Source organism: Drancourtella massiliensis, assembly GCF_016900655.1.
Taxonomy (GTDB): domain Bacteria; phylum Bacillota; class Clostridia; order Lachnospirales; family Lachnospiraceae; genus Sellimonas; species Sellimonas catena.
This window is the reverse complement of the sequence record NZ_JACJKH010000020.1, coordinates 40,704-65,167: the sequence shown is the minus strand read 5'-3', so window position 1 is coordinate 65,167 and position 24,464 is coordinate 40,704. Positions and strand designations below refer to the sequence as shown.

Below are 24,464 nucleotides of genomic sequence, written 5' to 3'. Positions count from 1 at the left end.
TCTGCGTAACGCACTCCATCCAGAGTCTATAGGGGCATAAATCACTATTTTGTCAGCTGAAATATTGAATTTTCAAGGAGCGAAGCCCATTTCAGGTATGGGAAGTCTTAGTAAAGAAAAAATGACTGTCAGATGAGATGAGGGGGAGGAAGAGAAGGATGAGTTGGGAAAACTATGAAAATGCAATGGAATTGGCTAAAAATGCAGATTTTATACGACTGCATCTGGAAAAACGACAGCAGAAATTCAAAATGCTGAAAAACTGCTGGGTGTAAAATTTTCTAATCAGTTTTGGGATTTTAATGCGAAATATGGTTACTTGTCTTTCTATGGAAATGAGATTTTCGGCGCAGATCCTGATCATCTTGATGAGATGGAGGGGAACCGTGTATTGTGCTGATGGAATATAATGGAGTGGAATATATCCACATTGAAACGTTGGCAGAGGATTTCGGTGATTTTGTTCTGAAATTAGTAAAGGAAGAACTGGATCGTTAGAGCCGCCTTGCAGGTGAACAGGGGATTGCACAGTTAAAAACATGATGGAGAGCGGATCTTCATAAATTATTTGGAAATCATTAAAGGGAAACCAAATACTTTTTGCTATTTTTAATACAAAAAGAAAGGTGGAATCAGAATGAAATCCAAAAAATTTACTATGGGACTGCTGATATTTTATTTAATTGTTTTGACATGGATCATCATTTTTAAGTTACAGTTTTCCTTTGAAAATTTGCCGCACATAAGAAATATAAACTTAATTCCATTTGGCGAATCTGTCATTATAAACGGGAAAATGGACTTCGGCGAAATTATTCAAAATGCGTTGGCATTTATACCTTTTGGCGTATTGATGCATGTGCTTTGGGAAGAAAAGCCCCTGATAAAGCAGATGGCACCTGTTGTTGCAGTAAGCCTTTTATATGAAATCATTCAATTCCTTTTTGCTGTCGGAGCAACGGATATTACAGATGTGATCGCAAATTCCCTGGGAGGAATGATCGGAATTATTATTGCAGTCTTTATTTCGAAACTGTCAGCAAAACACTGGATAAAAATAATTAATATAGTCAGCATCAGTTGCGCAATCGTCTTAACTGCGTTTATAGCGATGCTGATTTTGGCCAATATGTAATTTGGTTTAAATAAGTTTTTCTATAATCACTAATTATGAATAGAGTCAATCATATATTACGGGAGGTACAGTATGACTAATCAAGAAGTGCAGTTCATTGCAAAACAGACAATGGATTATATCAAGAACGTCATAACGCCTGGAATGAAGCTGACGCAAGTAAGGAAAATGTGTGAAGAGAAAATGCTGGAACTGGGTGCGGACGCTTTTTGGTATTGGGATATTGGAGCATTCATTTTTTCGGGCGATGAAACAACAAAATCTGTTTCAGGAAAAGAATATGAGACGGCTGACAAATATATAGAAGAGAATGATATAGTGACCATTGATCTGAGCCCTCAGCGTAATCATATTTGGGGAGACTATGCCAGAACAATCATCATTGAAGAAGGCAAAGTCATTGAATCATTGGATGCTGTTCAAAATGAGGAATGGAGAGAAGGTCTGGCTCTTGAGCAGATGCTTCATCAGGAGCTCATAGACTTCGTAAACGATGCCACAACATTTGAGGAACTATATTATCATATGAACAGAAAGATTGCTCAAGCGCACTTTATCAACCTTGATTTTCTGGGAAATTTAGGTCACTCGATTGAGAAAAAAAGTGAAGATCGGATATACATAGAAAAAGGTAATCAGACGAAACTGATTGATAAAGAATACTTCACTTTTGAGCCGCATATCGCAAAACAGGATTCCATGTTCGGCTATAAGTGGGAAAATATTTATTATTTTGAAGATGGAAAACTGAAGGCATTGTAATATTAATAAACTTGTTTCCATTTTCCGGGGAGAAGAATTTATGAAATTATCAGATGTTTCTTCGGGACCTGACTGGCTGATCTGGATTTTGATTATAGTGCTTTTCGCAATATCGGTTACACTGCTTTCCGGGCATGGAAGCTGGATGATTGCAGGATATAATACAGCGACAAAAGAGGAAAAAGCAAAATATTATGAGAAGAGACTGTGCAGAACAATGGGAGGTGGGATGGCAGTGATCACGGTTCTCCTGTTTGTGATGGGCATGTATGAAGAGAAGCTGCCTGTAGAATTTGCCTATGTTGCAATCGGAATCATTTGCGTCGACGTTTTTGTTATTATGGTTCTTTCAAGTACCATTTGTAAAAAGAGATCATAAGAACAAATGCATAATATGTTGCTCTTCTATCTGGAAAGCGGATAAATAAAGTGACAAAAAAATAATCTGGTGTTATAATATATAAAAATAGTTCTGTAAATTTAAAAATATCAAACTAAATATTGGAGATTGGAGGAATGGTTATGGATAATCTTATGTATTTAATTGTAATGTGGATAGCAGCAATACTATTTATTATCATTGGTATCTATGCAATGAACAGAAAAAAACCGATGTGGCTTTGGTCTGGTTCCCCAATTTCTGAATCTGATATCAATGATGTGAAAGCGTATAATCGAGCAATAGGGAAGATGTGGTGTGTATTTTCTATACCTATGTTTGTGGGTGGAATTGTGGAATTTATTTTACCAATTTCTTCGATTTTAATTTTACTGCTGACTTGTACTGTGGGTATCGGTTTCGTTGTTTGGTATTATCATAAAATAGAAGAAAAATACTTTGTGAAATAGTAAATGGAAAGTTGGATCAGAGAAGGTATGACAGATGAAACTTGGAATTATATTAAGCATACTGGCTTTTCAGCATTTCACTGGAGCATTCCTGATCTAAAACCATAAACGCCGCCGTATGGGAACACCATAGTGGCGGTTTTTCTTTTTGGTTCCTCTCCTGTTCAGATGGAAGGAAATCAATGACAGAATATTTACCGGATGGTATAATAATTAATAGAACGCTGGGATTGGGAGTAGGATCGGGTGTCCGATCAGAATCCGCAATTCCACGTAAATTCTCCAAACAAGAGGTCGTGTTTTGAGTGGAAAAAGGATATTCTTCCATTAAGATTGATAGAAAATGGAGGTAGATCGGATGAATCAACTTACTACAGGAAAATTTCTGGCACGAAAAAGGAAAGAGAAAAATCTGACGCAGGAGCAGCTGGCAGAGAAGATCGGTGTATCGAATAAAACGATTTCAAAATGGGAGACCGGTAAATGTATGCCGGATTATGCTGTTGTAAAAAGCTTATGCGAGGAACTGGAAATCACAGTCGCGGAGCTGATGGATGGAGAAGAAGCAGAAGAGAAAAGTGTTCGTTCCTATGATGAAGATCAGATTATGGATCTGCTAAGGCGGACACAGGAGTTGGAGAAACAGCAAAAGCTGTTATATGGGATTCTGCTGATTGTAATGGGAATTGCCCTGCAGGCCTGTTCCTATACGTTGGGAGGAACCGATATAAAAGACTTTCTCTCCGGGATTCTCCTGGGATTAGCCGTGGGAGAGATGCTGGTTGGGGTTTACATGCTTGGCAGAACCATTGCCGGGCATTAAAAATGATATTTAAGGAGGGGGCTCATGGGAATTTCAATACACTCTTGTATCAATGATTAAAATACAGGAGAAGATTAAAAAATGGAAAAAAATTTACTGGATACAGATATTGGTGGAGATATTGATGATGCGATATGCCTTGCCTACTTATTGAAAGAGCCGCAGTGTGATCTGATTGGGATCACAACGGTCTGTGGTGAGCCGGAAAAACGGGCGGCGGTTGCTGACGCAGTCTGCAGGACTGTGGGGAAAGAGATCCCGATCGTGACAGGGCTTGACAGTACGATGCAGCCGGTTCCGGTCTATCCGACGCCGGACGGTGCGGAAGCGTTGAAATGATTTGTTCTGCGTTCGCAAAAAGTGATGGCTCAGACTTTTGCGTATCTGGGGTCAAAAGAGAAAGCCTTGAATCCGGAGGAATATGTACTGCTTCAAATCGGACAGTAGAAAACCGGATAGCAGATGCTCCGCACTGCAGAGCAGTGGGCCGGACAGAACATAAAAAAAGAAGAATAGAAACATTATAAGGGAGCGGACAGTCTGGTCTGCTCTCCTGCTTTCTGTTGTAAAAAGAGGATGTTTATCTGCATGATGGATGGTATAATAGTGAATATAAATCAGAAAAGGAAATCCAAATTTATAAAGAACAGGAGATAAAAGCGATGCAGCATGAATGTAAAATTACAGTATTAGAAACAAAAGTATTTCCTGAGTATCAGGAGAAGTATCTTGCTGATCCGAAATCAGGACCTTGCCCGTTTTTCAAGAAAGGGGATACATATGTCTTAAAAAGAACAAATGAACAGGATGATTTCTATCATCTGATGAACGGAAAATTCTGTGGTGAAGCATGGGATGCGATCAGCAGATATGTGTATACCGCATTACAGGGAGGCTCCATTATGCGCAACTGGACAAATGATGACAGAATGATGATTGCCTGCTGTAACGACGGTACAAGACCGGTGATCTTCAAGATTGAAAGAATTGACATTCCGGAAACGGAAGAAGAAAAGGAATGGCTTGAAAAACAGAATTTCAAAAAAGATGCCAGCGATGCCTACACAGGCTGATTGGAAAAGGAGGCCCGCTTATGGAAGAGGCTGTGATTCAGAAAGCAATTCAGTATATCAAAGAATATTTTGCTGATGACTACAGCGGACATGATTACTGGCATTCGTTCAGGGTCTATAAACTGGCAGAAGAAATTGCCAGGAAAGAGCATGCGAATCTTGTTGTTGTCCGCCTCGCGGCACTTTTGCATGATGTAGATGACAGAAAAATTTCTCCGGATACTTATGAAGAAAAGGAAAATGCAGTTTCTTTTATGAAACAATGCGGCATAGATGACAGAATTATTTCTGATGTCTGTACCATCATTGAAGATGTTTCTTATGAGGGAAATTCCGTGACACCACAGAGTTTGGAAGGAAAGTGTGTGCAGGATGCAGACAGAATTGATGCTATCGGGGCAATCGGTATTGCACGTGCCTTTTCCTATGGCGGAAATCATAATAGAGCCATGTATGATCCTGAGATAGAACCGTCTCTGAATATGACAAGAGACGAATACAGAAAGCATATCTCAACAACCATAAACCATTTTTATGAGAAGCTTTTTCGCTTAAAAGAGCTTTTGAATACCTCGACTGCAAAAGAAATTGCAGAGCACCGGGACAGGTTTATGCATGAGTATGTAGATGAATTCCTCCTTGAGTGGGTGGGAAAACGGTAACAGGGAAAAGTTTATTTATACAGAAAGAGGGAAGAAGATGTATACAGAATTTGATACAGCATATGGATTATTTGAAGGCATGTTTGCTATTGTTTTTATTCTGGTGATTGGATCATTTGTTGTCATGGCAGTAAAAGGACTTAGCACCTGGAATAAAAATAACAACTCTCCCAGACTGACAGTGTCGGCTGTTGTGGTCGCAAAACGTTCTGATGTGTCTTATCATCATCATGCAAATGTAAACCATACCGCTCATGTTGCTTCCAACACGATCTATTACGTCACTTTTCAAGTGGAGAGCGGAGACAGGATGGAGTTTTCGGTCAGCGGAAGCGAATATGGAATGCTGGTGGAAAGGGATCAGGGGAAGCTCTCTTTTCAGGGAACAAGATATCTATCTTTCCAAAGAGAAGGACAGCAGGAAGAATAATAAAAAATAGAACTGGAAGAAAAGATGCGGAACAGTGGCAGAAGTGAAGGAGGGAAAATCTGTGAAGAATAAAAAATCCGATGATAATAAAGAGAATAATAAACTCGCCATTGGACTTTGTCTTGGACTTTCATTTGGTCTGTTATTCGACAATCTGGCATTAGGGTTATGCCTGGGTGTAGCGTTTGGATGTATGCCGGATTTTAAAGGGAAAGGGAAGAAATAGATGAACTGAAAGGCGGATTATTATCATGCATGGAATGATTATTCTTGGCCCGGCAGGATCGGGAAAAACGACGTTGGGCAAGTATGTTGCCGACAAAATGGAGATTGCTTTTCTGGATATTGATGAATATATTTGGCGGAATGATACGGAAAAGCCATATTCGGTCATGTATTCAAAAGAGGAAAAAATCCGTAATCTTATGGAAGCGGTACAAAAAGCGCAGGAATTTGTTATGGCCGGTTCCATGAACAGTTTTCATGAGTACTTCGATCCCATGTTTCTTCTGGCAGTTTACCTGACCGCAGATGCAAAAGTCCGTGTAAAACGTATTCATGAAAGAGAACAAGAAGAGTTTGGTGACCGTATTCTGCCTGGCGGAGATATGTACGAGGAACATCAACAGTTCCTGAATGACGCAGCAAATTATGACGGGAATGCGGCATCCTGTAACAAAAGCCAGCATGAGTTATGGCTGAATCAGATAGGGTGTCCGGTGCTGAAACTCAATGGAGAAGATTCACTGGAAAAGAACGCAAAAGTAATTGTAGAAACATATCGGCGGATATCTTCGGAGGAAAAAAGCGATGCAGATCAGAATTGCAAATGAAAACGATCGAGTATCAGTTTTGATAAGTAGTTTGGAGAGGAAAGATGGAAAGAGATTTTTTCATGAAAACTAAGAGAATCGGCTTTTCAGAATGGGAAGCGGAAGATATCGAACTGGCGAAACTGTTATGGGGTGACTCTGAGGTGACAAGGTTTATCTGTGCCAGCGGGATATTTCGTCAGGAGGAAATAGAAAACCGCCTGAAGAGTGAGATAGAACGTAACAGTATCTACCATGTTCAGTATTGGCCGATCTTTGAGCTCGCATCGAAGGAACTGATTGGATGCTGCGGTTTGAGGCCCTATAAGGAAAAGACATATGAAATTGGCTTCCATTTACGTCCAAAGTTCTGGGGGCAGGGGTTTGCAACGGAAGCGGCGACGGCAGTGATGGAGTATGCGTGCACCAGCCTTGGAGCGGAAAGATTGTTTGCGGGACATCATCCGGATAACAAAGCCTCCCAAAAAGTTCTTGGAAAACTTGGCTTTCAATATACCGGGGATGAATTTTATGAACCAACCGGATTATATCATCCTTCTTATGAATGGAAACGAAAGGAATAAAGTTGTATGGGATTCTGGATTTTTATGTTTCTGATGACTCTGTGGATGCCTCTTACCATGATTGGCTTTGGAAGATATTTTCAGAAAAAAGCGCCGAAAGAGATCAATGCGGCGTTTGGCTACCGCACAAAGCGGTCTATGAAAAACAGAGATACATGGACATTTGCCCACAACTATTTTGGAAAACTCTGGTATATTTGCGGAAGTATATTACTGCTACCTTCCATTCTTGTCATGCTGTTCGTAATTGGAAAATCAGAAGATGCAATTGGAACAGCCGGAGGAATTCTCTGCGTGATCCAGATGATTTTTCTGGTAGGACCGATCTGGCCGACGGAAAGGGCGCTGAAGCACATGTTTGACAAGAACGGGAACAGAAAGCAGGAGGGATAAGAATGGTGAAAATCAGATACGCGGAATACTCCGATAAAGAATATTGGTTTAGTGTTGACCAGCATATGCCGGAATCGGAATTTGAACATAAGGTGCAGACAAAGAGGGCCTATATTCTATGCTTGAACGATAAACCAATCGGACTTTTAAGATATAATCTGTTCTGGGACAATACGCCGTTTTGTACGCTTCTTTTTATCGAAGAAGAGTATCAGAGAAAAGGATATGGAAAACAGCTGATGGAGTACTGGGAGCAGGACATGAAACGGCAGGGATATGGTATGCTGTTAACATCCACGCAGGTGGACGAAACGGCACAGCACTTTTACCGGAAACTTGGATACAAAGACTGTGGAGGGTTTGTGATTGATATTCCTGCCTATGCACAGCCGATGGAACTGTTTCTGATCAAGGAAATTTAGACAGGATAGGCCCCTAAAAAGGAGAGCAAAAGTGTATGGACAAAATACTGGATGTAAATGAAAAAACATATGAAGTGATCAAACTTCTGGGAAAAGGTAAAGGCGGATATTCCTACCTGGCATCAGACGGGAAACATGAAGTAGTGGTAAAACAGATTCATCATGAGCCGTGTTCCTATTATAGGTTTGGCGATAAACTGGAAGTGGAGATTAGGGACTATAAGCGGTTGAAGGAAATTGGAATAATGATTCCTGAAATGCTGGATGTTGACAGAGAGAAAGAGAGAATTGTAAAAGAATATATTGCCGGAGATACAGTATTTGAAATGGTGAGAAAGGGCTGTCTTCCTGACACTTGTCTGGAACAGGTGAATAAGATGTGCAGGCTTCTCTACAGGGAAGAAATCAATATTGATTATTTCCCGACTAATTTTATCCTGCAGGACGGGATTTTGTACTATGTAGATTACGAATGTAATGCCTATATGGAAGAGTGGAACTTTGAAAACTGGGGAATCAGGTACTGGTCAAAAACACCGGAATTTATCAGGTATGTAGAAGAACAGGAAAAAGTGACCGCTAAGCAGGCAAACTGAAAGGAGAAAGACCATGCTATTTAAGAGAAAAAGATTTGGGATTGTTTTTTTGATCCTGTTGCTTTTGCAGGGATGCAGTAACGGAGGGGATGTAAGTAAAGTACAGATTGATTATGGACAATCTTCGATATATTCGCGGGAAGATATGGATTCTGCAATTCAAAAAATAAAAGAAGAATTCAAAACCTGGAAAGGAGCAAAGCTTCTTTCGGTGTCATATACGGATGATAAACGGGCAGAAGAAGAACTTTCTTATTGTAATGAATTAAAAGATGGTGCGGATTTTAGTGAGTGTATTGTTTTTGAATCTGTTTTTCATTCCCCAAAGAAAGATAGTGGTGCATGGAATCCGGATCAGGATTATACAGGATGGCAATGGTATCTGGCAAGAAGTGGAAAGGAAGACTGGGAATTACTCACATGGGGATACTGATCAATTATATGGCACATGTGAATGGCGGAAAAAGTAAGTCAGATGAAATGAGCATAGATGGAGGCATTTTATGTGTTCAATTTGTGGTTTGGACTGTTGCAAGGAATGCAGCAGAAGAGAAGAATGTGGCGGATGCCAAAAAGTAGACGGACATCCTTTTGGCGGAACATGCATTGCTGCTGAATGTATTAAACGTGGTGGACAGGAAGAGTTTTTGAAGTTAAAAGATACACTGATCTCGGAATTCCATGCATTAGGAATAGAGGGGCTTGAAGTAAAAGAGCTTCATTTATTGAATGGCTTTTTTGTGAATTTGGAATACCCGCTCGCAAATGGTCAGTCTGTAAAATTGCTTGAAGATAAGAAAATCTATTTGGGAAATCAGATCGAAAGGCCTGGTTCGGACCGCTGCTATGGAATTGTCGCGGATGAATCTTATCTGCTTGTATGCGAATACGGCTGCAATGGTACAGATCCTGAAATTATCATATATAAAAGCGCAATACTGTGTGATGCTTTTGGAATGAATAGTGGGAAATAGGATGGAAAGAGAACATGGATGCAGGATGATATCTGTACCATGTTCTTTTTTGTTCTTAAGCCGGAATTTCTGGTAGGAAAAATAAAGAACAAGTATGAAATCTTTTCCTCCTGGAAATCTTATGAGTAAAAGGATTCAGGAGGCGAATGATGGAATCGATATGGACTCAGACCTGTAATCATCGAGAAAAAAGGCCGGCTTTGGACAGGCAGATAGAGGCGGATGTGGCTGTAATCGGCGGAGGAATGGCGGGGATTCTGACTGCATGGCAGCTGGAACAGGCCGGAGTCCGTACCGTTGTTCTGGAGGCGGATCAGATCGGTCAGGGACAGACGAAAAATACCACTGCTAAAATTACGGTTCAGCATGGATTGTTCTGTCATACATTTCTTGAGAAAAAAGGAGAAGAGCCGGAAGAAACTGCAAATGTGCTGAAGCGAGGGTACGGGGCCATAGTTGAGACATCTCAGGGGAAGATGGGAGTGTACAAATCAGAGGAAGGGGAAATGTTCAAAGTAGATATTGTCTGCCCGCACCTGGGATGTGAATTGACGTGGAATCCGGATGAACAGTCCTGGGACTGCCCGTGCCACGGTTCCAGGTTTGATGTCAGAGGAAATCTGTTAGACGGTCCGGCACAGGAGGGAATTCAATATGAATAATTATTTTTACGGATGGTATTTTAGGTGTCAGGGAGAAGACGGGAGCATGGCTGTTATTCCGGCTGTACATTTGTCAGAAACAGAAGTATCCTGTTCGATTCAGGTTATTACAAAAAACGAAAGCTATTACAGAACATTTCCGATTCAGGAGTTTCGAATCAACAGGGAAAAAGGAAGCATGAAGATTGGCGAAAACCTGTTTTCCAGAAAAGGAATCCGAATTGTGCGGCAATAGAATTTGAACGAAAAACAGGAGCTTGAGAAGAAAATTATTTTATAGTCATTAAGGAACGCTTCGTCGGGGCGTTCCTTTTGTGCTTTTGATTTGGCAAAAAGAAATGACAGTCCGAAGCCTGGATGATATAATATTAGAAACGTCAGTTGATAGTATGATGGATCGGAGGTTGTTTTTTGAAACAGGTAAAAGTATACAAAAAAGAATATGAAAAACTTCCAGTAAGGTTTCAAAAGAAACTGGAAAGCGACCTGAACTACCTGATAAAAGCGGAAATCCCAGGATTGAAAAAAATATATCTTTTTGGAAGCTGCGCCAGAGGGGAAGTTCGAAGCAGCAGTGATATCGACCTCCTGATTGTAACGAAAACTCAGCTCATGGACAGGTCATTAAAGGCAGATGTTCGATGGACATTAGACGAGGACTTGGATGGTGTAAGGACGGATGTGCTGTTTACTTATGAAGAAGGATGTCTGTCCAGTCAGGTTTTTCAAAGAGAAGTAGAGAAAGATAAAAAATTAATTTTGGAGGTGATAGAAAGATAAAAAATACCTATATAGATATTGCAGAAAATGATTTGCAATATCTGGAATCTGTACTGAAAACAGGGAGTACAGTGAATAAATTAAAAAATCTTGAACTTTAAATCCGGTAGGAAAGCAGGAGGAGAGATGAAGACCAAAAGAAGAAAAAATGTGGTAATTCTGAGCGGAGCGGACGGACCTACAAGTATCTTCCTTGCAGGAAAAAGAAAAAGGCTGTCGTTGATAGAATGGTTCAAAGACTGGCGAAATCAAAGAAAGCAGAAAAAGATCAAAAAAACAATTACGGTAAATCCGCATAGCATGGAAGAAGTGATACGATATGCCAAGGCAAAGTATCATGCAGTGGAGTTAACCTCTGATGCAAGGAATTTTATAGAGGTACGCAGGTCGCACAAAGAAGGACTTGTATTTCTGAAAAGACCCGATCCAGAGGATGAACTACCGATGGATTTTCATTTGTATGAAATACGGAAAGGAAATGAAGAAATTGAGATGGCGGTTGATTTTTATTGGAATATCCTGAACATTTCTCATCAGGGTAACCGGAAAACATGGAAACAGGGAGAGGAGATCGTCAAAGACCTTTACAGGTATTATAGTGTTACCAGAAAAGATGTGGAAGAGAACTCTGAGCGATATAAAAATCTGGTGAGAATATTAAGCGAATGAATTTCCGGGCTTAGCAGTAGAAACAGAAAACAGAGGAAAGAGAAGCAAAGGAGGGAAAAGTATGAACTATTATGACGAGGAACTTCAGCGTCTCCAGCAGGAGATGATGGAAAAAGAAAGAGCAGATGCAAAGCTGGCGGATCTTTATATCCAACAGAATGAGCTGGAGAAGAAGGCGGCAGATCTAAAGAAGATCATGGAAGATGAGCAGGAGGATGTGGACCGGCTGAACCGAAAAAGTCTTACTGCGTTTTTATACCGGGCATCCGGAAAGATGGGAGAAAAGCTTTCGAAGGAAGAAGAGGAGGCCTTTGCGGCTGCTGTAAAATACGATGCTGCTGCAAAGGAGCTACATGCTGTTGAAGACGATATTGCATACTATAAAAAGCAGGCATCGGGGCTTCCGGACTGCAAGATTCAATATGAGAGGATGCTTGAGGCGAAAAAGGAAGAGATCAAAGAATCGGGCAATATAGAAGCCGGGAAAATTCTGGAAATGGAAAGACAGATTGCCGCTATAGAAAATCGCAGAAAAGAAGTGAAGGAAGCGATCAGCGCCGGGGAAAGAGCACGTTCCATTGCAGAAGAGACGCTGGAAGGTCTGCAAAGTGCTAAAAACTGGGGGATGGTGGATCTCATCGGCGGCGGTATTATGTCGGATGTTATAAAATACGATAAGCTGAAAACGGTAAAGGACAGAACAAGTGCACTTCAAATGGCATTGCGTACGTTCCGGACAGAACTTTCAGATGTTTCAAGCCGGATTGAAGGGCCGCTTCAGGTAGAGGTTGGAGAGTTCCTTCATTTTGCAGACTACTTTTTTGACGGGATTTTTACAGACTGGATGGTCTATGACAAGATCAAAGTGTCAAAGGAACGGGCTGAGCAGACATACAGCCAGATACAGGGTATTTTGGAACAGCTAAGGAAGATGCAGGAACAGCTTCATACGGAAGAGGAACAGAAAAGAAGAGAACTTGAGCAGATTGTACTGAAAGGATAAGGACTGTGAAAACTGGTCAGAGTAGAGAAATTCAGAGGAGGTAAGAAGACAGCATGAACCAGAACACAGCGGTGTTTGAGTCGATGCCGGTTGCACAGGCAGTGAGAAAGCAGATTGTACCGGCAATCGCAAGCCAGATGATCGCGTTAATCTATAATCTTGCAGACACATATTTTGTAGGGATGCTGAATGATCCCAATGAGACAGCAGCCATCACGATTGTGTATTCATCTTTCGTGATGCTGACTGCCATTTCAAATCTGTTTGGAGTGGGAGGTGCAAGTGCCCTTTCAAGAGCGCTTGGCGGGAAAAAGACGGAGGATGCCAGAAGGATTGCGTCAATTTCCTTTTGGGGAGGACTAGGATGCGGTATCTTGTTTGTGATTGTATTTTTGATTTTGGCCCGTCCGGTCCTGTTTCTCTGCGGAGCAACCCGGGCAACATATGAGACTGCATTTGCCTATGCTAGATGGGTTGTTGTGATTGGAGGACCTTGGACGATTTTAAATACACTGCTGGCGAATCTGGTACGTGCGGAGGGAAGTGCAGCGCAGGCTGCTATCGGCGTATCCATGGGAGGAATTTTGAATATCATTCTGGATCCTTTTTTTGTACTTCCGGGATTCCTTTCCATGGGAGCAGCAGGAGCGGGGCTTGCCACGGCTGTCTCTAATGTGGCGGCATCGATTTATTTTCTCGTCTATATTGCAAGGAACAAAGGAAAATCTGTGATCAGCATTTCACCGACGGAACTTCGATACTGGCGACAGTTCCTTGGGCCGATACTGGCAACAGGATTCCCGTCGGCTGTGCAGTATGCCCTGACGGTGGTTGCCATTGCGGCGCAGTCCCGGTTTGTGGCACAGTACACCACGGAAGCGGTGGCAGGACTTGGAATAGTCAAGAAACTGGATCAGCTTCCTTTATATTTCTCGATCGGAGTGTCAAACGGGATTCTTCCGCTTCTGGCATACAATTATTCGGCAGGCAATCAGGAGCGAAGAAGGGGTGTATTTTGGCTGGGAAGTACAATTTCTCTTACCTTTTCGCTTCTGTGCCTGGTTGTTTACGAGATTTTTGCGCCGCAGCTTTCGGGTCTGTTTATCAAGGATCCGGTTACAATTCAGTACAGCGCAGGATTTTTACGCAGAATGGTGACAGCCATGCCGATGATGTCGGTCTGCTATCCAATGATTATCCAGTTTCAGGCGATGGGAAAATTCAAGGAGTCTATGGTCTGCTCCATTTTGAGAAAAGGAGTTCTGGATATTCCGCTTCTGTTTTTGATGAATGCGCTTCTGGGACTGAATGGATGTATGTGGGTTCAGCCGATTGTGGATACTATCTCCCTGATTGTCGCAGGCAGATTTTATAGAAAATTGAGAAAGACAGAAGGAATTTGATGGGCCAAATGAGTGAAAAAGATATGGAAAGGCGGGAAGGATAATGATCTATCTGGAGTGGTTTACATTTCCGGACAGTGAAAAGGAATTTGACTTTTTTCTGAAGCAGAAACGTACCTGTTATGATTCCTACTATCCGTTTCAGATTTTGTCCAGGCATCATTTCCAGAGAATTGATTTTGCACCGGTTACCATTCTCTATGGAGGAAACGGGAGCGGAAAAACGACAGCTATCAATGTCATTGCGGAAAAAATGAATCTGGAGAGGGATTCGGTCTTTAATAAATCCAGTTTTTTCGGAGACTATCTGGATTTCTGTGATTATGATACACAGATACCGGTTCCGAAGGGAAGCCGGATCATTACAAGTGACGATGTATTTGACTATATGCTCAATATCCGGAGTATGAACGAGGGAATTGACCGTAAGAAGGAAGAGTTGTTTGAAGATTATCTGGATGTGAAATATTCTCATTTCCGGATGAATTCACTGGATGATTATGAGCAGCTGAAACGGGTGAATAAAGCAAGAAGCAAAACCCAGTCCCGGTTTGTGAGATCGGAGTTGATGGATAATATCCGGGAGTATTCCAACGGAGAGAGTGCTTTTTTGTATTTTTCAGAGAAGATTACGGAAAATGCACTGTTTCTGCTGGATGAGCCGGAGAACAGTCTGTCACCGGTCAAACAGCAGGAACTGGTGCAGTTTCTTGAAAATGCGGTACGTTTTTTCGGATGTCAGTTTGTGATTTCTACGCACTCACCATTTTTACTGTCCATGAAGGGAGCCAGAATCTATGACCTGGATGAGGATCCCGTGGATGTGAAAAAATGGACGCAGCTGGAAAATGTGAGGGCGTATTATCAGTTTTTTAAAGAGCATGAAGATGAGTTTACAGCATGGTAAAAGGAGGAAGAAACATGGAACATGTAGTATTAGGGAAGACAGGCCTGAAAGTCAACAAAAATGGATTTGGCGCGCTGCCGATTCAGCGGATTTCCAAAGAGGACGCAGTTGCTTTACTGCAGAAGGCATTCCAGAATGGTATCAACTATTTTGACACAGCAAGGGCTTACTCCGACAGTGAGGAAAAAATGGGAGCAGCACTTCATGAGGTGCGGGATCAGATCATTATCAGCACCAAAACGGCGGCTCAGAATGGCGAAGACTTACGGAAGGATCTGGAAATGAGCCTGGAAAAGCTCCAGACCGACTATATTGATCTGTACCAGTTCCACAATCCGTCATTCTGCCCGAAGCCGGGGGATGGTTCCGGCCTTTATGAGGCGGCGCTGGAGGCAAAGGAACAGGGAAAGATCCGGCATATCGGAATTACCAACCACCGGATCGCTGTGGCAAAAGAAGCGGTCCTGTCCGGTCTTTATGAGACGCTGCAGTTTCCATTTTCTTATCTTGCATCTGAGGAAGAGGTGGAACTTGTAGAACTTTGCCGTCAGAAAGAAGTCGGATTTATCGCGATGAAAGGACTTGCCGGAGGGCTGATCCACAATTCTGCTTCTGCTTATGCATTTATGTGCCAGCCGCAGTTTGCCCATGTAGAACCGATCTGGGGGATCCAAAGAGAATGGGAACTGGATGAATTCCTTTCCTATCAGGAACAGGCTCCGGAATTGAATGAAGCACTTCTGGCGGAAATCCAGAAAGATAAAGAGCAACTGGCGGGAGAGTTCTGCCGCGGATGCGGTTACTGTATGCCGTGTCCGGCAGGAATCGAGATCAATAACTGCGCAAGAATGAGTCTGATGTTAAGACGTGCGCCACAGGAAGCGTGGCTGTCTGAGGAGTGGCAGGAAAAGATGAAAAAGATCGAGAACTGTCTCCACTGCGGCAGCTGTATGAAGAAGTGTCCGTACGGTCTGAATACACCGGAGCTTTTGAAACGGAACTATGAAGACTACAAAACATTTTTATAAAAATACATAGAATGACAAAACGCAGATATGGCAGGAAAATCAGATTTTCCTGCCATATGTCTGTCTTGATATGAATTTAATATGTCAGATCCTCGCATACGGATTTCAGATTCAGGAAGTTGGTGAGGTAATCTCTTGTTCCTGTTTTTGCGTCCGTACCGGACATATTGAAGCCGCCGAATGGATGCTGCAGAACAACAGCTCCGGTGGACTTTCTGTTGAAGTAGAGATTTCCAACATGGAATTCTACTTTTGCTTTCTGGATATGCTCTCTGTCCTCTGTATATACCGATCCGGTCAGACCATACTCGGTTCCGTTTGCAACTTCCAGTGCTTCATCAAAGGAATCCACGCGGATCACAGCAAGTACCGGTCCGAAGATTTCTTCTTTTGCGATGACAGCGTCTTTTGTAATGTCACGGACAACGGTTGGTTCGATGTAAAAGCCTTTGGAATCGTCATAATTTCCGCCAAAGACAATCGTGCCTTCCTTGCGTGCTGTTTCGATGTAGCCGGAGATCCGGTCAAATGCGTTCTGGTTGATGACCGGGCCCATCGGAAGATCATCACGTCCGCTTCCCTGATTTTCTTTGAGTTCTTTTGCGCAGGCAACGATTTCTTCTACAAATGCATCATATACATCGCTTAATACGACTGCTCTGGAGCATGCGGAGCATTTCTGTCCCTGGAAAGAGAACGCTGAATTTGCGATTCCGGCAGCGGCACGTTTCAGGTCTGCGGAAGAATCTACGATAATCGCATTCTTTCCACCCATTTCTGCTACGACACGTTTGATCCAGATCTGGCCTTCGGAAACTTCTGCTGCCTTCTGGCTGATGCGCAGTCCCACTTCTTTCGAACCGGTAAAGTTTACGAAGCGTGTCAGCGGATGCTGTACAATATAATCCCCGATGACGGAACCGGATCCAGGAATGAAATTGATAACGCCGTCCGGGAAACCTGCTTTTTCGCAGAGTTCTACGAATTTATAAGCTACGATCGGTGTGTCGGAAGACGGCTTGCAAACAATAGTGTTGCCTGTGATGACGGCAGAAACAACCATGCCTGCAAGAAGAGAAAGCGGGAAGTTCCACGGTGGAACAGCTACACCGACTCCGATCGGAATGTAGATGCATTTACATTCTTCTTCTGTGTCTACCAGTTCCAGGCCTTTATCAAGCTCACGCATATGCATGATGTAGGAGTTGAAAAAGTCCAGAGCTTCACAGAGCTCTCCGTCTGCTTCGCCCCAGTTTTTGCCGCTTTCTTCAATGCTCCAGGCATCGATGAGAAAACGGTTTTTCTTCATGAGGTCCACCAGTCTGCGAACACAGCAGATCCGTTCCTCGGCAGGAGTTCTGCTCCATGTCTGAAATGCTTTATGTGCTGTCTGAATCGCTTTATCTGCAAGCTCCTGATCACAGGAACTGACCTGTCCGAGGACTTCTTTCGTTGATGGCGCGATAGAAACAATCTTTTTGTCTGTCATAATGCGTTCGCCGCCGATAATCAAAGGATAATCCTGGCCTTTTTCTTTATCTACCTGTTCAAATGCTTTGAGCATTGCTTCTTTGTTTTCTGGAATCGAAAAATCCAATTCTGGTGAATTCTTAAATCCTTTTAACATGCATATACCTCCTGTTTTGTATATTTTTACACTACAACAAATATATTATCATTTTCGATTTCGCACGTCAATGCTTTAATTTGACGAAAACTGATAAAAAGGGGAAAAAAGACGATTGATGAAGAAAGACACATTTGAAAAAACGTAGAAAAAGAGCATAAATATGCAAATAAAAAAGGGAAACTCAAAAGTTGAAAAGAAACGTTGCGGATAGATAAGAAAACGAAAATGTGGTACAATCTAACCATAAAAGTAAGGAAACAAGGGAGGAAAGGAAAGGCAGGATTCTGGGAATTGCAGTGAGTGCCCCGGGAGCAGTTGATGTATCAACAGGAGTGATTGGAGGAAAAAGTGCGGTTTCAGGTATTCACGGGCCAGCCTGGATTGAGGAACTTCAGAAATGCTTCGGACTGCCGGCAAGTATTGAAAATGATGCAAATTGTGCCGCTATGGCCGAAGTAACTTTTGGAAACGGGAGAGGATGTAAAAATCTGGCTTTTGTAGTATGCGGTACGGGGATTGGCGGAGCAGTCGTGATAGATGGAAAAATCTGTCATGGTTCACATTTGTATGGCGGGGAATTTGGTTGTATGGTGATGAGAGATGACGAGGGAAAGCTTAGTACGTTTTCTTTGCAGGCTTCTACAATGTCACTTGTGCGAAGAGTCCGGAAGGTTTATCCAGATCAGGAATGGGATGGAAGACGAGTATTTGAGGAAGCGGAAAAGAATGATTCCGTCTGCCGGGCTGCCGTTTCCTGCTTTTACAGAAAGCTTGCCGAAGGAATTTATAATATTCAGCATGTTTATGATCCTGAGAGAATTTTGCTGGGCGGAGGAATCAGCAGCCGCGAAAACTTTTCGGATGAAGTGCAGAAATATCTTCAGGATCTTGCGAAGGAGGTGGAAAAAGCTACAGGGACAAAAGTTATTGTTCCGGATGTAAGAGTATGCAGTTATCGGAAAGATGCCAATCTGGCCGGAGCTGCAGCAGTATTTATGCAGAAGTACCCGGAAACTGCCGGGAGATAAGGAGGAAAAATGGATAAAAAGGCAATGTATCGATTAAGCTATGGACTCTTTGTTGTAACTGCAAAGGAGGGGGAAAAGGATAATGGATGTATTACCAATACGGTAATGCAGGTGACCTCATCACCAAATAGAATTTCTCTCGCAGTGAACAAGGAAAACTACACACATGATATGATTCTTCATACAGGAAAATTTAGTGTTTCCGTGATTTCTGAACAGGCTTCATTTGATCTGTTCCGGCATTTTGGGTTTCAAAGTGGGAAAGACAAGGATAAATTCGAAGATTTTCAAAATGTTCAACGGAAAGAAAATGGACTGTATGTGATTACCGAAGGAACGAATGCATGGCTTTCAGCTAAAGTAATTCAGTCGATAGATCTGGGATCGCATACGCTTTTTCTTGCAGAGGTGGAAGATGGCGAAGTAATATCGGAAAGCCCGTCTGCAACCTATGCATATTATCAAAATGTGATAAAACCAAAAACGGAAACAACAAAAAAGACCGGATGGAGATGCCGGATATGCGGATATATTTATGAAGGAGAGGAACTTCCGGCAGATTTTATCTGTCCGATTTGCAAGCATGGGGCGGAAGATTTTGAAAAAATCTGACAGAGTCTGTTGACAAATGAAATTACCGTACTATAATAGTTCACTGAGAAACGGTTTCTTAGTGAACTATTATTTTCGCTAAAAATGAACCGGGAGGTGAAATCATGTATAAATTCGGAGAACTATGGAACGGACTTCGAAGTATGTTGCGGCTATATGAAAAAATGATGAAAAATGTATGCAGAAAATATGGCTTATCGATGGTAGAGGTAGATATTATAGCTTTTCTGAAAAATCATCCCATGAAAGATACGGCGGCGGATATTGTAGAATTCAGGATGCTTTCTAAAGCAGCTGTTTCAAAAGGAGCAGAACTTTTGATTCAAAAAGGGCTTCTGGAACGAAATCCGGATCAAAAAGACAGGCGGAAAGTACATCTGATTTTAACAGAAGATGCGCAGCCGATTATGTATGATGTTCAACAAGTGCAGGAGTCCTATGCGGCTCAACTGTTGGATGGATTTTCAGAAGAAGAATATGAAACTTATATTCACCTGAAAGGGCGTATTCTTGAAAATGTGAAAATCAGAGAAGAAAGAGGGTATGACCATGAATGACGAGAAAGAATTTCTAGGCAGGGAACCGGTCGGGAAGCTTCTGTTAAGACTGGCACTTCCCACGGTTGCTGCCCAGCTGATCAATATGCTTTACAATATCGTAGACCGAATGTACATCGGACATATTCCGGAGATCGGAGCGACAGCTCTGACGGGAGTCGGGGTATGCATGCCGCTGATTCTGATTGTGTCTGCTTTTGCGGCACTTGTAGGTTACGGCGGTGCTCCCAGAGCATCTATCGCAATGGGAAGAAAAGATAATGAAGCAGCAGAAAAGATCCTGGGAAACTGCTTTACGCTTCAGATTATTATTTCCATTATCCTGACAGTGGTTCTTCTGATCTGGAACAGAGACTTCCTGATGGCATTCGGCGCAAGTGAGAATACGATTGACTATGGCGTAAGCTATATGAATATCTACGCACTTGGAACCCTGTTTGTAGAAGTAACACTGGGAATGAATTCCTTTATCACTGCTCAGGGATTTGCAAAGACGGGAATGCTTTCTGTACTGATCGGTGCAGTTACCAATATTACCCTGGATCCGGTCTTTATTTTCGGATTTAATATGGATGTCCGGGGAGCTGCCCTTGCGACAATTATTTCTCAGGCACTTTCCTGTATCTGGGTCGTACATTTCCTCTGCGGAAAGAAAACAACACTGAAAATCCGCCGGAAAAATATCGGCATACAGCCTAAAATTGTGCTTCCATGTCTTGCGCTTGGTACCTCGGTTTTCGTAATGCAGGCAAGTGAAAGTGTTATTTCTGTGTGCTTTAACTCTTCCCTCCAGAAATACGGAGGAGACATTGCAGTTGGAGCGATGACCATTCTGACCAGTGTTATGCAGTTTGCAATGCTTCCGCTTCAGGGTCTTGGACAGGGCGCGCAGCCGATTATCAGTTATAACTACGGATCCAAAAACGTGGACAGGGTACGGGCAACGTATAGGCTGCTTCTGAAAGTCAGTCTGGCATATTCTGCGCTTTTGTGGCTTCTGATTATGCTGTTCCCACAGGCATTTGCCGCAATGTTTACAACAGATCCGGAACTGATGGAATTTACAAAAACCGCACTTCGTATTTATATGGCGGCGACATTGATTTTCGGAATACAGATTGCATGTCAGATGACCTTTAATGCGCTGGGAAATGCAGTGGAATCTATCGTAGTTGCGGTAGTAAGAAAATTCATACTGCTGATTCCGCTGATCTATCTGATGCCGGTGCTTCTGTCATCCGATCCGGTAAAAGCAGTCTACATGGCAGAACCGATTGCCGATATCATTGCCGTTACATTTACAGCAATACTGTTTTATTTCCGATTTAAGAAGACACTCGCAAAATTACAATAAGCAACGAAAAGAATCCTGCAATGTCAGGGTTCTTTTGCTATACAGAAGTTTTACTTTCCAGTATAATAGATAGAAAAGCAGCAGAAGTGAAGCAAAAGGGAGGTCCAGTTATGAGAAGTACATTGCAGAAGTTTGACGGGCGGGCGCAGGATTATGTTGTGGGCAGACCGGTATATGCGCAGGAATTTGTGGAGGCTTTGTTCCCGGATTATGGATTTTCCAGTGCCTCGGTTATTGCAGACATCGGGTCCGGTACCGGAAAATTTGCAGGACAGTTGCTGGAACGCGGGTGTACTGTGTATGGTGTAGAGCCAAACGATGATATGAAGGAAAAGGCAGTGGAAGAACTTTCCGGATTTGTGCGGTTCTACCCGGTAAAAGGAACAGAAGCCGGAACCACTCTGGAAGATCATTCCGCTGATTTCGTCACAACCGCCCAGGCATTTCACTGGTTTGATGTGCCGGCTTTTGCAAAGGAGTGCCGGAGAATCCTGAAGCCCGGCGGAAAGGTCTTTCTGATCTGGAATGTGAGGGATATGAACGACCAACTGAATCAGGAGGCATACGAAATCTACCGGAACTACTGTCCGGATTTCAAAGGGTACAGCGGCGGAATTCAGAAAGACGATGAACGAATCCGGGCATTTTTTGATGACAGATATCAGTACATAGAGTTTGCAAATCCGCTTTATTACTCAGAAGAGACGTTTATCAGCAGAAGCCTGTCCGGCTCCTATTCGCTGAAAGAAGGAGATGCACGTTATCAGGAATAGCTGAAAGCACTGCGGGATCTGTTTGCGAAGTATCAGAAGGATGGGATATTGACAATGGGCAATCATACGGCTGCATATTTTGGGACATTGTAACACCAGGGGGGAGAGAAAAACATGAATGATGCAGAACTTTTGTTTTTTGAGAAATATCCGAATGCGCTTCCATTATATGAGAAACTCAAAGAGCGGATTCTGGATGAAATTCCGGGTGTGCAGATGAAAGTGCAAAAGACACAGATTTCCTTTATTAATAAGCGCTTTTTTGCTTGTGTTTCGTTTGTAAAAGTGCGAAAGGCAAAGGACAGGCCGGATCCATGGCTTGTTGTGACTTTTGGTCTGGAGTACAAAGTGGAGTCGTCAAGAATTGATGCAGCTACGGAACCATATCCGAACAGATGGACACATCATGTGCTGATTTCCAGTGTGGAGGAAGTGGATGACGAATTAATGGACTGGATAAAGGAAGCCAGCGATTTTGCATTACGAAAGTAAAGGGGGTGTATTCGCATGGTAAAACCGGAAAAAGGGAAGCCGGTGTCAATCCGGAAGATAATTCGATTCATAAGGCGAATCCATGCCCGCTGTGTGCCAGAAGTATCATTCAGGCAGGGATACGAAATGTCATTATGAGAACCGGAGAAGGACCGGAGCAGTATACGATTGTTCCGGCAAAGGAGTTAAAATGGTATCTGGACGACAGTAATGTTTAATTTGAAATTTAGAATATAATAAGTCAGGAAGTAAAAGGGAGGAGAAAAGAAATGGAAAGCAATCTTACAAGAGAAGAAGCGTGGAATCTTTTAAAAACTTATAATCAGGAGGAGTTTCATCTCCGTCATGCGGTTACCGTGGAGACTGTTATGCGCTGGTATGCAGAGGAACTCGGATATGGAGAGGAGAAAGAATACTGGGGAATCGTCGGTCTGCTTCACGATATTGATTTTGAACAGTTTCCGGAAGAACACTGTAAGAAAGCGCCGGAACTTCTGGAAAAGGGAGGAGCGAGTAAGGAGCTGATTCATTCGGTCTGCTCCCACGGATATGGTGTGTGCAGTGATGTGGAGCCGGTGCATGAGATGGAAAAAGTGCTTTTTGCAGCAGATGAATTGACCGGACTGATTTGGGCGGCAGCTCTGATGCGTCCATCGAAAAGTGTGTCAGATATGGAAGTATCCAGTGTGAAGAAGAAATTTAAAGACAAACGGTTTGCGGCCGGATGCTCCAGAGAAATTATCCGGACAGGAGTAGAGCAGCTTGGATGGGAATTAAACGATCTGTTCGATAAAACACTTCGTGCCATGCAGGCTGGTGAGAAAGAGATCGAAGAAAAAATGGCGGAGATTTCCGCTTCTTAGACAGGAAAGGGAAGGAGCGTAGAAAAATGAGAGTTCCAGAAATGACAATTCGCACAAAAGGGCAAGCGATTATTTTACGGACTGCCACGGAGCAGGATGCACAGATGCTGATTGACTATCTGAAAAAGACCTGTGCGGAAACCAGATTTCTTGCAAAAGAACCGGAGGAAATTCAGATGACAGTAGAGCAGGAAGAACAATTTATAAAAAGAACCAATGATTCCCAAACAGATCTGATGCTTCTTGCTTTTTTGAATGGAACCTATATAGGAAACTGCTCCTTTACCGGTGTATCGACATCCCGCTATCAGCACCGCGCAACGATGGGAATTGCGCTTTACCAGAAATACACAGGCATGGGAATCGGACGTGCCATGATCGAAAAACTTCTGGAGATTGCAAAGGAAAAAGGATACGAACAGATGGAACTGGAAGTAGTTGCTGACAATCAAAGAGCAATTCGTCTTTATGAAAGCATTGGCTTTCAGATGTACGGAAAGCTGCCTGATAATATGAAATATTTGGACGGCACCTATGCAGATGCATACTGGATGATGAAAAAATTGTAATGAAGGAAAATAGACAGGTATCAAACAGTATGCTATACTTAATAACTAGTAGAGGGGGAGAAAGGGGAGAGAAAAATGGCATTAACACAGGAAGATTTACAAAGTATTCAAAACTTGATGTTTGGTATGGAAGACCGGCTTGTGGCCCGAATGGATGAGCAGAACCAGAATCTGGAAGACCGGCTCATAACCAGAATGGACGAGCAGAATCAGAAACTCAGAGACGAACTTGTAGTAAGAATGGATGAACAGAATCAAAAGCTTCGGGATGACCTGACAATCAGAATGGATGAACAGAATCAAAAGCTTCGGGATGACCTGACAATCAGAATGGATGAACAGAACCAAAAGCTTCGGGATGACCTGATAGCCAGAATGGATATAAAGGGACGGGAGTTAGAAAATAGTATCCTGGAAGAGGTGGATCGTGTCCAGGAAATCAGTACGAAGCATTACAACCGTCTGGATATGAAGATCGACAATCTAACAAAAGTAGTAAATGGGATTCAGATGGAGACAGGAACGATTCAGCTCCTTGTAGAAAATGTATCCGATCTGCAGGAGAGGGTCGGAAAGCTTGAAAAGATCGTGTACCATACAGCATAAGGAACAAAGAGAA

38 protein-coding genes are annotated in these 24,464 nt (G+C 42.6%); 37 read left to right on the top strand and 1 reads right to left on the bottom strand.

Translation table 11 applies throughout. The annotated features are described in order from the left end of the window. Positions 1-244 precede the first annotated feature (244 nt). The 27 genes from H6A32_RS17045 (at position 245) to H6A32_RS11280 (ending at position 15,967) form a co-directional block, all read left to right on the top strand. The gene (locus tag H6A32_RS17045) at positions 245-400 is read left to right on the top strand and encodes an SMI1/KNR4 family protein (RefSeq protein WP_430749588.1); all 156 of its coding nucleotides are present in this window, start codon (positions 245-247) and stop codon (positions 398-400) included. Between the two features lie 237 nt (positions 401-637). After that, positions 638-1,135, top strand: a complete 498-nt coding sequence (locus H6A32_RS11405; protein WP_191426809.1) for a VanZ family protein — start codon at positions 638-640, stop codon at positions 1,133-1,135. A 72-nt stretch (positions 1,136-1,207) separates the two neighbouring features. Beyond that, complete coding sequence (locus H6A32_RS11400) at positions 1,208-1,897, top strand: M24 family metallopeptidase (RefSeq protein ID WP_204864394.1); 690 nt, start codon at positions 1,208-1,210, stop codon at positions 1,895-1,897. Between the two features lie 40 nt (positions 1,898-1,937). Continuing rightward, on the top strand, positions 1,938-2,276 hold the full coding sequence (locus H6A32_RS11395) for a DUF3784 domain-containing protein (RefSeq protein ID WP_087252011.1): 339 nt from the start codon (positions 1,938-1,940) through the stop codon (positions 2,274-2,276). A gap of 143 nt (positions 2,277-2,419) precedes the next feature. Further along, positions 2,420-2,746: a DUF3784 domain-containing protein gene (locus H6A32_RS11390; protein ID WP_087252010.1), complete on the top strand. Its 327-nt coding sequence runs from the start codon at positions 2,420-2,422 to the stop codon at positions 2,744-2,746. Between the two features lie 358 nt (positions 2,747-3,104). Further along, complete coding sequence (locus H6A32_RS11385; protein WP_087252009.1) at positions 3,105-3,569, top strand: helix-turn-helix domain-containing protein; 465 nt, start codon at positions 3,105-3,107, stop codon at positions 3,567-3,569. An 81-nt stretch (positions 3,570-3,650) separates the two neighbouring features. Beyond that, a complete protein-coding gene (locus tag H6A32_RS11380) occupies positions 3,651-3,908 on the top strand; it encodes a nucleoside hydrolase (protein ID WP_087252008.1) in 258 nt (85 codons plus the stop codon). A 323-nt stretch (positions 3,909-4,231) separates the two neighbouring features. Continuing rightward, positions 4,232-4,642, top strand: a complete 411-nt coding sequence (locus tag H6A32_RS11375) for a TIGR04076 family protein (RefSeq protein WP_204864393.1) — start codon at positions 4,232-4,234, stop codon at positions 4,640-4,642. 20 nt (positions 4,643-4,662) lie between these two features. Continuing rightward, positions 4,663-5,304 (top strand): HD domain-containing protein, encoded by a 642-nt coding sequence (locus H6A32_RS11370; RefSeq protein ID WP_204864392.1) that lies wholly within the window; start codon positions 4,663-4,665, stop codon positions 5,302-5,304. Between the two features lie 37 nt (positions 5,305-5,341). Further along, positions 5,342-5,734 (top strand): DUF2500 domain-containing protein, encoded by a 393-nt coding sequence (locus H6A32_RS11365; protein ID WP_204864391.1) that lies wholly within the window; start codon positions 5,342-5,344, stop codon positions 5,732-5,734. Between the two features lie 61 nt (positions 5,735-5,795). Continuing rightward, positions 5,796-5,960 (top strand): hypothetical protein, encoded by a 165-nt coding sequence (locus tag H6A32_RS11360; RefSeq protein ID WP_204229557.1) that lies wholly within the window; start codon positions 5,796-5,798, stop codon positions 5,958-5,960. Positions 5,961-5,985: 25 nt separating this feature from the next. After that, on the top strand, positions 5,986-6,567 hold the full coding sequence (locus tag H6A32_RS11355; RefSeq protein WP_207753152.1) for an AAA family ATPase: 582 nt from the start codon (positions 5,986-5,988) through the stop codon (positions 6,565-6,567). A 62-nt stretch (positions 6,568-6,629) separates the two neighbouring features. Continuing rightward, entirely contained in the window at positions 6,630-7,130 is a 501-nt protein-coding gene (locus H6A32_RS11350; RefSeq protein WP_243424910.1) for a GNAT family N-acetyltransferase, read from the top strand. Positions 7,131-7,136: 6 nt separating this feature from the next. Then, positions 7,137-7,523, top strand: a complete 387-nt coding sequence (locus H6A32_RS11345; protein ID WP_204864389.1) for an SdpI family protein — start codon at positions 7,137-7,139, stop codon at positions 7,521-7,523. 2 nt (positions 7,524-7,525) lie between these two features. After that, positions 7,526-7,945, top strand: a complete 420-nt coding sequence (locus H6A32_RS11340; protein WP_087252002.1) for a GNAT family N-acetyltransferase — start codon at positions 7,526-7,528, stop codon at positions 7,943-7,945. A 35-nt stretch (positions 7,946-7,980) separates the two neighbouring features. Next, entirely contained in the window at positions 7,981-8,541 is a 561-nt protein-coding gene (locus H6A32_RS11335) for a serine/threonine protein kinase (protein WP_087252001.1), read from the top strand. A 64-nt stretch (positions 8,542-8,605) separates the two neighbouring features. Beyond that, positions 8,606-8,974: a hypothetical protein gene (locus H6A32_RS11330; protein WP_204864388.1), complete on the top strand. Its 369-nt coding sequence runs from the start codon at positions 8,606-8,608 to the stop codon at positions 8,972-8,974. Further along, positions 8,962-9,120, top strand: a complete 159-nt coding sequence (locus tag H6A32_RS11325) for a hypothetical protein (RefSeq protein WP_162610160.1) — start codon at positions 8,962-8,964, stop codon at positions 9,118-9,120. Before H6A32_RS11330 ends, H6A32_RS11325 begins: the two co-directional genes overlap by 13 nt. A 68-nt stretch (positions 9,121-9,188) precedes the next feature. Next, entirely contained in the window at positions 9,189-9,515 is a 327-nt protein-coding gene (locus H6A32_RS11320) for a hypothetical protein (protein WP_243424909.1), read from the top strand. A gap of 149 nt (positions 9,516-9,664) precedes the next feature. Continuing rightward, positions 9,665-10,177 carry an FAD-dependent oxidoreductase gene (locus H6A32_RS16915; protein ID WP_346342279.1) on the top strand — a complete coding sequence of 171 codons (513 nt, stop codon included), beginning with the start codon at positions 9,665-9,667 and terminating at the stop codon, positions 10,175-10,177. After that, positions 10,170-10,412, top strand: coding sequence for a hypothetical protein (locus H6A32_RS11310; RefSeq protein ID WP_204864385.1), 243 nt, complete (start codon positions 10,170-10,172; stop codon positions 10,410-10,412). The genes H6A32_RS16915 and H6A32_RS11310 overlap by 8 nt, the downstream gene beginning before the upstream one ends. Positions 10,413-10,588: 176 nt before the next feature. Then, the gene (locus H6A32_RS11305; protein ID WP_204864384.1) at positions 10,589-10,957 is read left to right on the top strand and encodes a nucleotidyltransferase domain-containing protein; all 369 of its coding nucleotides are present in this window, start codon (positions 10,589-10,591) and stop codon (positions 10,955-10,957) included. Between the two features lie 300 nt (positions 10,958-11,257). Then, entirely contained in the window at positions 11,258-11,626 is a 369-nt protein-coding gene (locus H6A32_RS11300; protein WP_158099182.1) for a hypothetical protein, read from the top strand. A 61-nt stretch (positions 11,627-11,687) separates the two neighbouring features. Continuing rightward, on the top strand, positions 11,688-12,629 hold the full coding sequence (locus H6A32_RS11295) for a hypothetical protein (protein ID WP_204864383.1): 942 nt from the start codon (positions 11,688-11,690) through the stop codon (positions 12,627-12,629). Between the two features lie 53 nt (positions 12,630-12,682). Further along, positions 12,683-14,032 carry an MATE family efflux transporter gene (locus H6A32_RS11290; RefSeq protein ID WP_204864382.1) on the top strand — a complete coding sequence of 450 codons (1,350 nt, stop codon included), beginning with the start codon at positions 12,683-12,685 and terminating at the stop codon, positions 14,030-14,032. Positions 14,033-14,075: 43 nt separating this feature from the next. Further along, a complete protein-coding gene (locus tag H6A32_RS11285; RefSeq protein WP_204864381.1) occupies positions 14,076-14,939 on the top strand; it encodes an AAA family ATPase in 864 nt (287 codons plus the stop codon). A 14-nt stretch (positions 14,940-14,953) separates the two neighbouring features. After that, positions 14,954-15,967: an aldo/keto reductase gene (locus H6A32_RS11280; protein WP_204864380.1), complete on the top strand. Its 1,014-nt coding sequence runs from the start codon at positions 14,954-14,956 to the stop codon at positions 15,965-15,967. Between the two features lie 76 nt (positions 15,968-16,043). Here the strand turns inward: H6A32_RS11280 and H6A32_RS11275 are convergent, their stop codons facing one another. After that, a complete protein-coding gene (locus H6A32_RS11275; RefSeq protein WP_087167953.1) occupies positions 16,044-17,594 on the bottom strand; it encodes an L-glutamate gamma-semialdehyde dehydrogenase in 1,551 nt (516 codons plus the stop codon). A 230-nt stretch (positions 17,595-17,824) separates the two neighbouring features. On the opposite strand from H6A32_RS11275, the gene H6A32_RS11270 reads away from it, so the two are divergent. From H6A32_RS11270 to H6A32_RS11225, 10 genes are all read left to right on the top strand, one after another. Next, complete coding sequence (locus H6A32_RS11270) at positions 17,825-18,625, top strand: ROK family protein (RefSeq protein ID WP_204864379.1); 801 nt, start codon at positions 17,825-17,827, stop codon at positions 18,623-18,625. 9 nt (positions 18,626-18,634) lie between these two features. Continuing rightward, a complete protein-coding gene (locus H6A32_RS11265) occupies positions 18,635-19,237 on the top strand; it encodes a flavin reductase (RefSeq protein ID WP_087167951.1) in 603 nt (200 codons plus the stop codon). A 104-nt stretch (positions 19,238-19,341) separates the two neighbouring features. Further along, on the top strand, positions 19,342-19,794 hold the full coding sequence (locus H6A32_RS11260) for a MarR family winged helix-turn-helix transcriptional regulator (protein ID WP_204864378.1): 453 nt from the start codon (positions 19,342-19,344) through the stop codon (positions 19,792-19,794). Beyond that, positions 19,787-21,148 (top strand): MATE family efflux transporter, encoded by a 1,362-nt coding sequence (locus tag H6A32_RS11255; RefSeq protein ID WP_204864377.1) that lies wholly within the window; start codon positions 19,787-19,789, stop codon positions 21,146-21,148. Before H6A32_RS11260 ends, H6A32_RS11255 begins: the two co-directional genes overlap by 8 nt. Positions 21,149-21,258: 110 nt before the next feature. After that, positions 21,259-21,921: a class I SAM-dependent methyltransferase gene (locus H6A32_RS11250; protein ID WP_204864376.1), complete on the top strand. Its 663-nt coding sequence runs from the start codon at positions 21,259-21,261 to the stop codon at positions 21,919-21,921. Positions 21,922-22,035: 114 nt separating this feature from the next. Then, positions 22,036-22,413: a DUF5655 domain-containing protein gene (locus H6A32_RS11245; RefSeq protein ID WP_138372698.1), complete on the top strand. Its 378-nt coding sequence runs from the start codon at positions 22,036-22,038 to the stop codon at positions 22,411-22,413. Between the two features lie 5 nt (positions 22,414-22,418). Next, positions 22,419-22,631, top strand: coding sequence for a hypothetical protein (locus H6A32_RS11240; RefSeq protein WP_204864375.1), 213 nt, complete (start codon positions 22,419-22,421; stop codon positions 22,629-22,631). Between the two features lie 51 nt (positions 22,632-22,682). Continuing rightward, positions 22,683-23,276 carry an HD domain-containing protein gene (locus H6A32_RS11235; RefSeq protein WP_204864374.1) on the top strand — a complete coding sequence of 198 codons (594 nt, stop codon included), beginning with the start codon at positions 22,683-22,685 and terminating at the stop codon, positions 23,274-23,276. A gap of 26 nt (positions 23,277-23,302) precedes the next feature. After that, on the top strand, positions 23,303-23,845 hold the full coding sequence (locus H6A32_RS11230) for a GNAT family N-acetyltransferase (protein WP_204864373.1): 543 nt from the start codon (positions 23,303-23,305) through the stop codon (positions 23,843-23,845). 75 nt (positions 23,846-23,920) lie between these two features. After that, the gene (locus tag H6A32_RS11225) at positions 23,921-24,451 is read left to right on the top strand and encodes a hypothetical protein (protein ID WP_204864372.1); all 531 of its coding nucleotides are present in this window, start codon (positions 23,921-23,923) and stop codon (positions 24,449-24,451) included. Positions 24,452-24,464 lie beyond the last annotated feature (13 nt).

Excerpts from the sequence above, each read along its gene's own strand:
- H6A32_RS11295 (WP_204864383.1), top strand. The coding sequence starts at position 11,688 with ATGAACTATTATGACGAGGAACTTCAGCGTCTCCAGCAGGAGATGATG.
- H6A32_RS11365 (WP_204864391.1), top strand. The coding sequence starts at position 5,342 with ATGTATACAGAATTTGATACAGCATATGGATTATTTGAAGGCATGTTT.
- H6A32_RS11325 (WP_162610160.1), top strand. The coding sequence starts at position 8,962 with ATGGGGATACTGATCAATTATATGGCACATGTGAATGGCGGAAAAAGT.
- H6A32_RS11290 (WP_204864382.1), top strand. The coding sequence starts at position 12,683 with ATGAACCAGAACACAGCGGTGTTTGAGTCGATGCCGGTTGCACAGGCA.
- H6A32_RS11340 (WP_087252002.1), top strand. The coding sequence starts at position 7,526 with ATGGTGAAAATCAGATACGCGGAATACTCCGATAAAGAATATTGGTTT.
- H6A32_RS11265 (WP_087167951.1), top strand. The coding sequence starts at position 18,635 with ATGGATAAAAAGGCAATGTATCGATTAAGCTATGGACTCTTTGTTGTA.
- H6A32_RS11235 (WP_204864374.1), top strand. The coding sequence starts at position 22,683 with ATGGAAAGCAATCTTACAAGAGAAGAAGCGTGGAATCTTTTAAAAACT.
- H6A32_RS11380 (WP_087252008.1), top strand. The coding sequence starts at position 3,651 with ATGGAAAAAAATTTACTGGATACAGATATTGGTGGAGATATTGATGAT.
- H6A32_RS11370 (WP_204864392.1), top strand. The coding sequence starts at position 4,663 with ATGGAAGAGGCTGTGATTCAGAAAGCAATTCAGTATATCAAAGAATAT.
- H6A32_RS11260 (WP_204864378.1), top strand. The coding sequence starts at position 19,342 with ATGTATAAATTCGGAGAACTATGGAACGGACTTCGAAGTATGTTGCGG.
- H6A32_RS11225 (WP_204864372.1), top strand. The coding sequence starts at position 23,921 with ATGGCATTAACACAGGAAGATTTACAAAGTATTCAAAACTTGATGTTT.
- H6A32_RS11345 (WP_204864389.1), top strand. The coding sequence starts at position 7,137 with ATGGGATTCTGGATTTTTATGTTTCTGATGACTCTGTGGATGCCTCTT.
- H6A32_RS11245 (WP_138372698.1), top strand. The coding sequence starts at position 22,036 with ATGAATGATGCAGAACTTTTGTTTTTTGAGAAATATCCGAATGCGCTT.
- H6A32_RS11400 (WP_204864394.1), top strand. The coding sequence starts at position 1,208 with ATGACTAATCAAGAAGTGCAGTTCATTGCAAAACAGACAATGGATTAT.
- H6A32_RS11355 (WP_207753152.1), top strand. The coding sequence starts at position 5,986 with ATGCATGGAATGATTATTCTTGGCCCGGCAGGATCGGGAAAAACGACG.
- H6A32_RS11375 (WP_204864393.1), top strand. The coding sequence starts at position 4,232 with ATGCAGCATGAATGTAAAATTACAGTATTAGAAACAAAAGTATTTCCT.
- H6A32_RS11395 (WP_087252011.1), top strand. The coding sequence starts at position 1,938 with ATGAAATTATCAGATGTTTCTTCGGGACCTGACTGGCTGATCTGGATT.
- H6A32_RS11390 (WP_087252010.1), top strand. The coding sequence starts at position 2,420 with ATGGATAATCTTATGTATTTAATTGTAATGTGGATAGCAGCAATACTA.
- H6A32_RS11275 (WP_087167953.1), bottom strand. The coding sequence starts at position 17,594 with ATGTTAAAAGGATTTAAGAATTCACCAGAATTGGATTTTTCGATTCCA.
- H6A32_RS11255 (WP_204864377.1), top strand. The coding sequence starts at position 19,787 with ATGAATGACGAGAAAGAATTTCTAGGCAGGGAACCGGTCGGGAAGCTT.
- H6A32_RS11280 (WP_204864380.1), top strand. The coding sequence starts at position 14,954 with ATGGAACATGTAGTATTAGGGAAGACAGGCCTGAAAGTCAACAAAAAT.
- H6A32_RS11300 (WP_158099182.1), top strand. The coding sequence starts at position 11,258 with ATGGAAGAAGTGATACGATATGCCAAGGCAAAGTATCATGCAGTGGAG.
- H6A32_RS11385 (WP_087252009.1), top strand. The coding sequence starts at position 3,105 with ATGAATCAACTTACTACAGGAAAATTTCTGGCACGAAAAAGGAAAGAG.
- H6A32_RS11310 (WP_204864385.1), top strand. The coding sequence starts at position 10,170 with ATGAATAATTATTTTTACGGATGGTATTTTAGGTGTCAGGGAGAAGAC.
- H6A32_RS11250 (WP_204864376.1), top strand. The coding sequence starts at position 21,259 with ATGAGAAGTACATTGCAGAAGTTTGACGGGCGGGCGCAGGATTATGTT.
- H6A32_RS11405 (WP_191426809.1), top strand. The coding sequence starts at position 638 with ATGAAATCCAAAAAATTTACTATGGGACTGCTGATATTTTATTTAATT.
- H6A32_RS11335 (WP_087252001.1), top strand. The coding sequence starts at position 7,981 with ATGGACAAAATACTGGATGTAAATGAAAAAACATATGAAGTGATCAAA.
- H6A32_RS11285 (WP_204864381.1), top strand. The coding sequence starts at position 14,076 with ATGATCTATCTGGAGTGGTTTACATTTCCGGACAGTGAAAAGGAATTT.
- H6A32_RS11230 (WP_204864373.1), top strand. The coding sequence starts at position 23,303 with ATGAGAGTTCCAGAAATGACAATTCGCACAAAAGGGCAAGCGATTATT.
- H6A32_RS11350 (WP_243424910.1), top strand. The coding sequence starts at position 6,630 with ATGAAAACTAAGAGAATCGGCTTTTCAGAATGGGAAGCGGAAGATATC.
- H6A32_RS16915 (WP_346342279.1), top strand. The coding sequence starts at position 9,665 with ATGGAATCGATATGGACTCAGACCTGTAATCATCGAGAAAAAAGGCCG.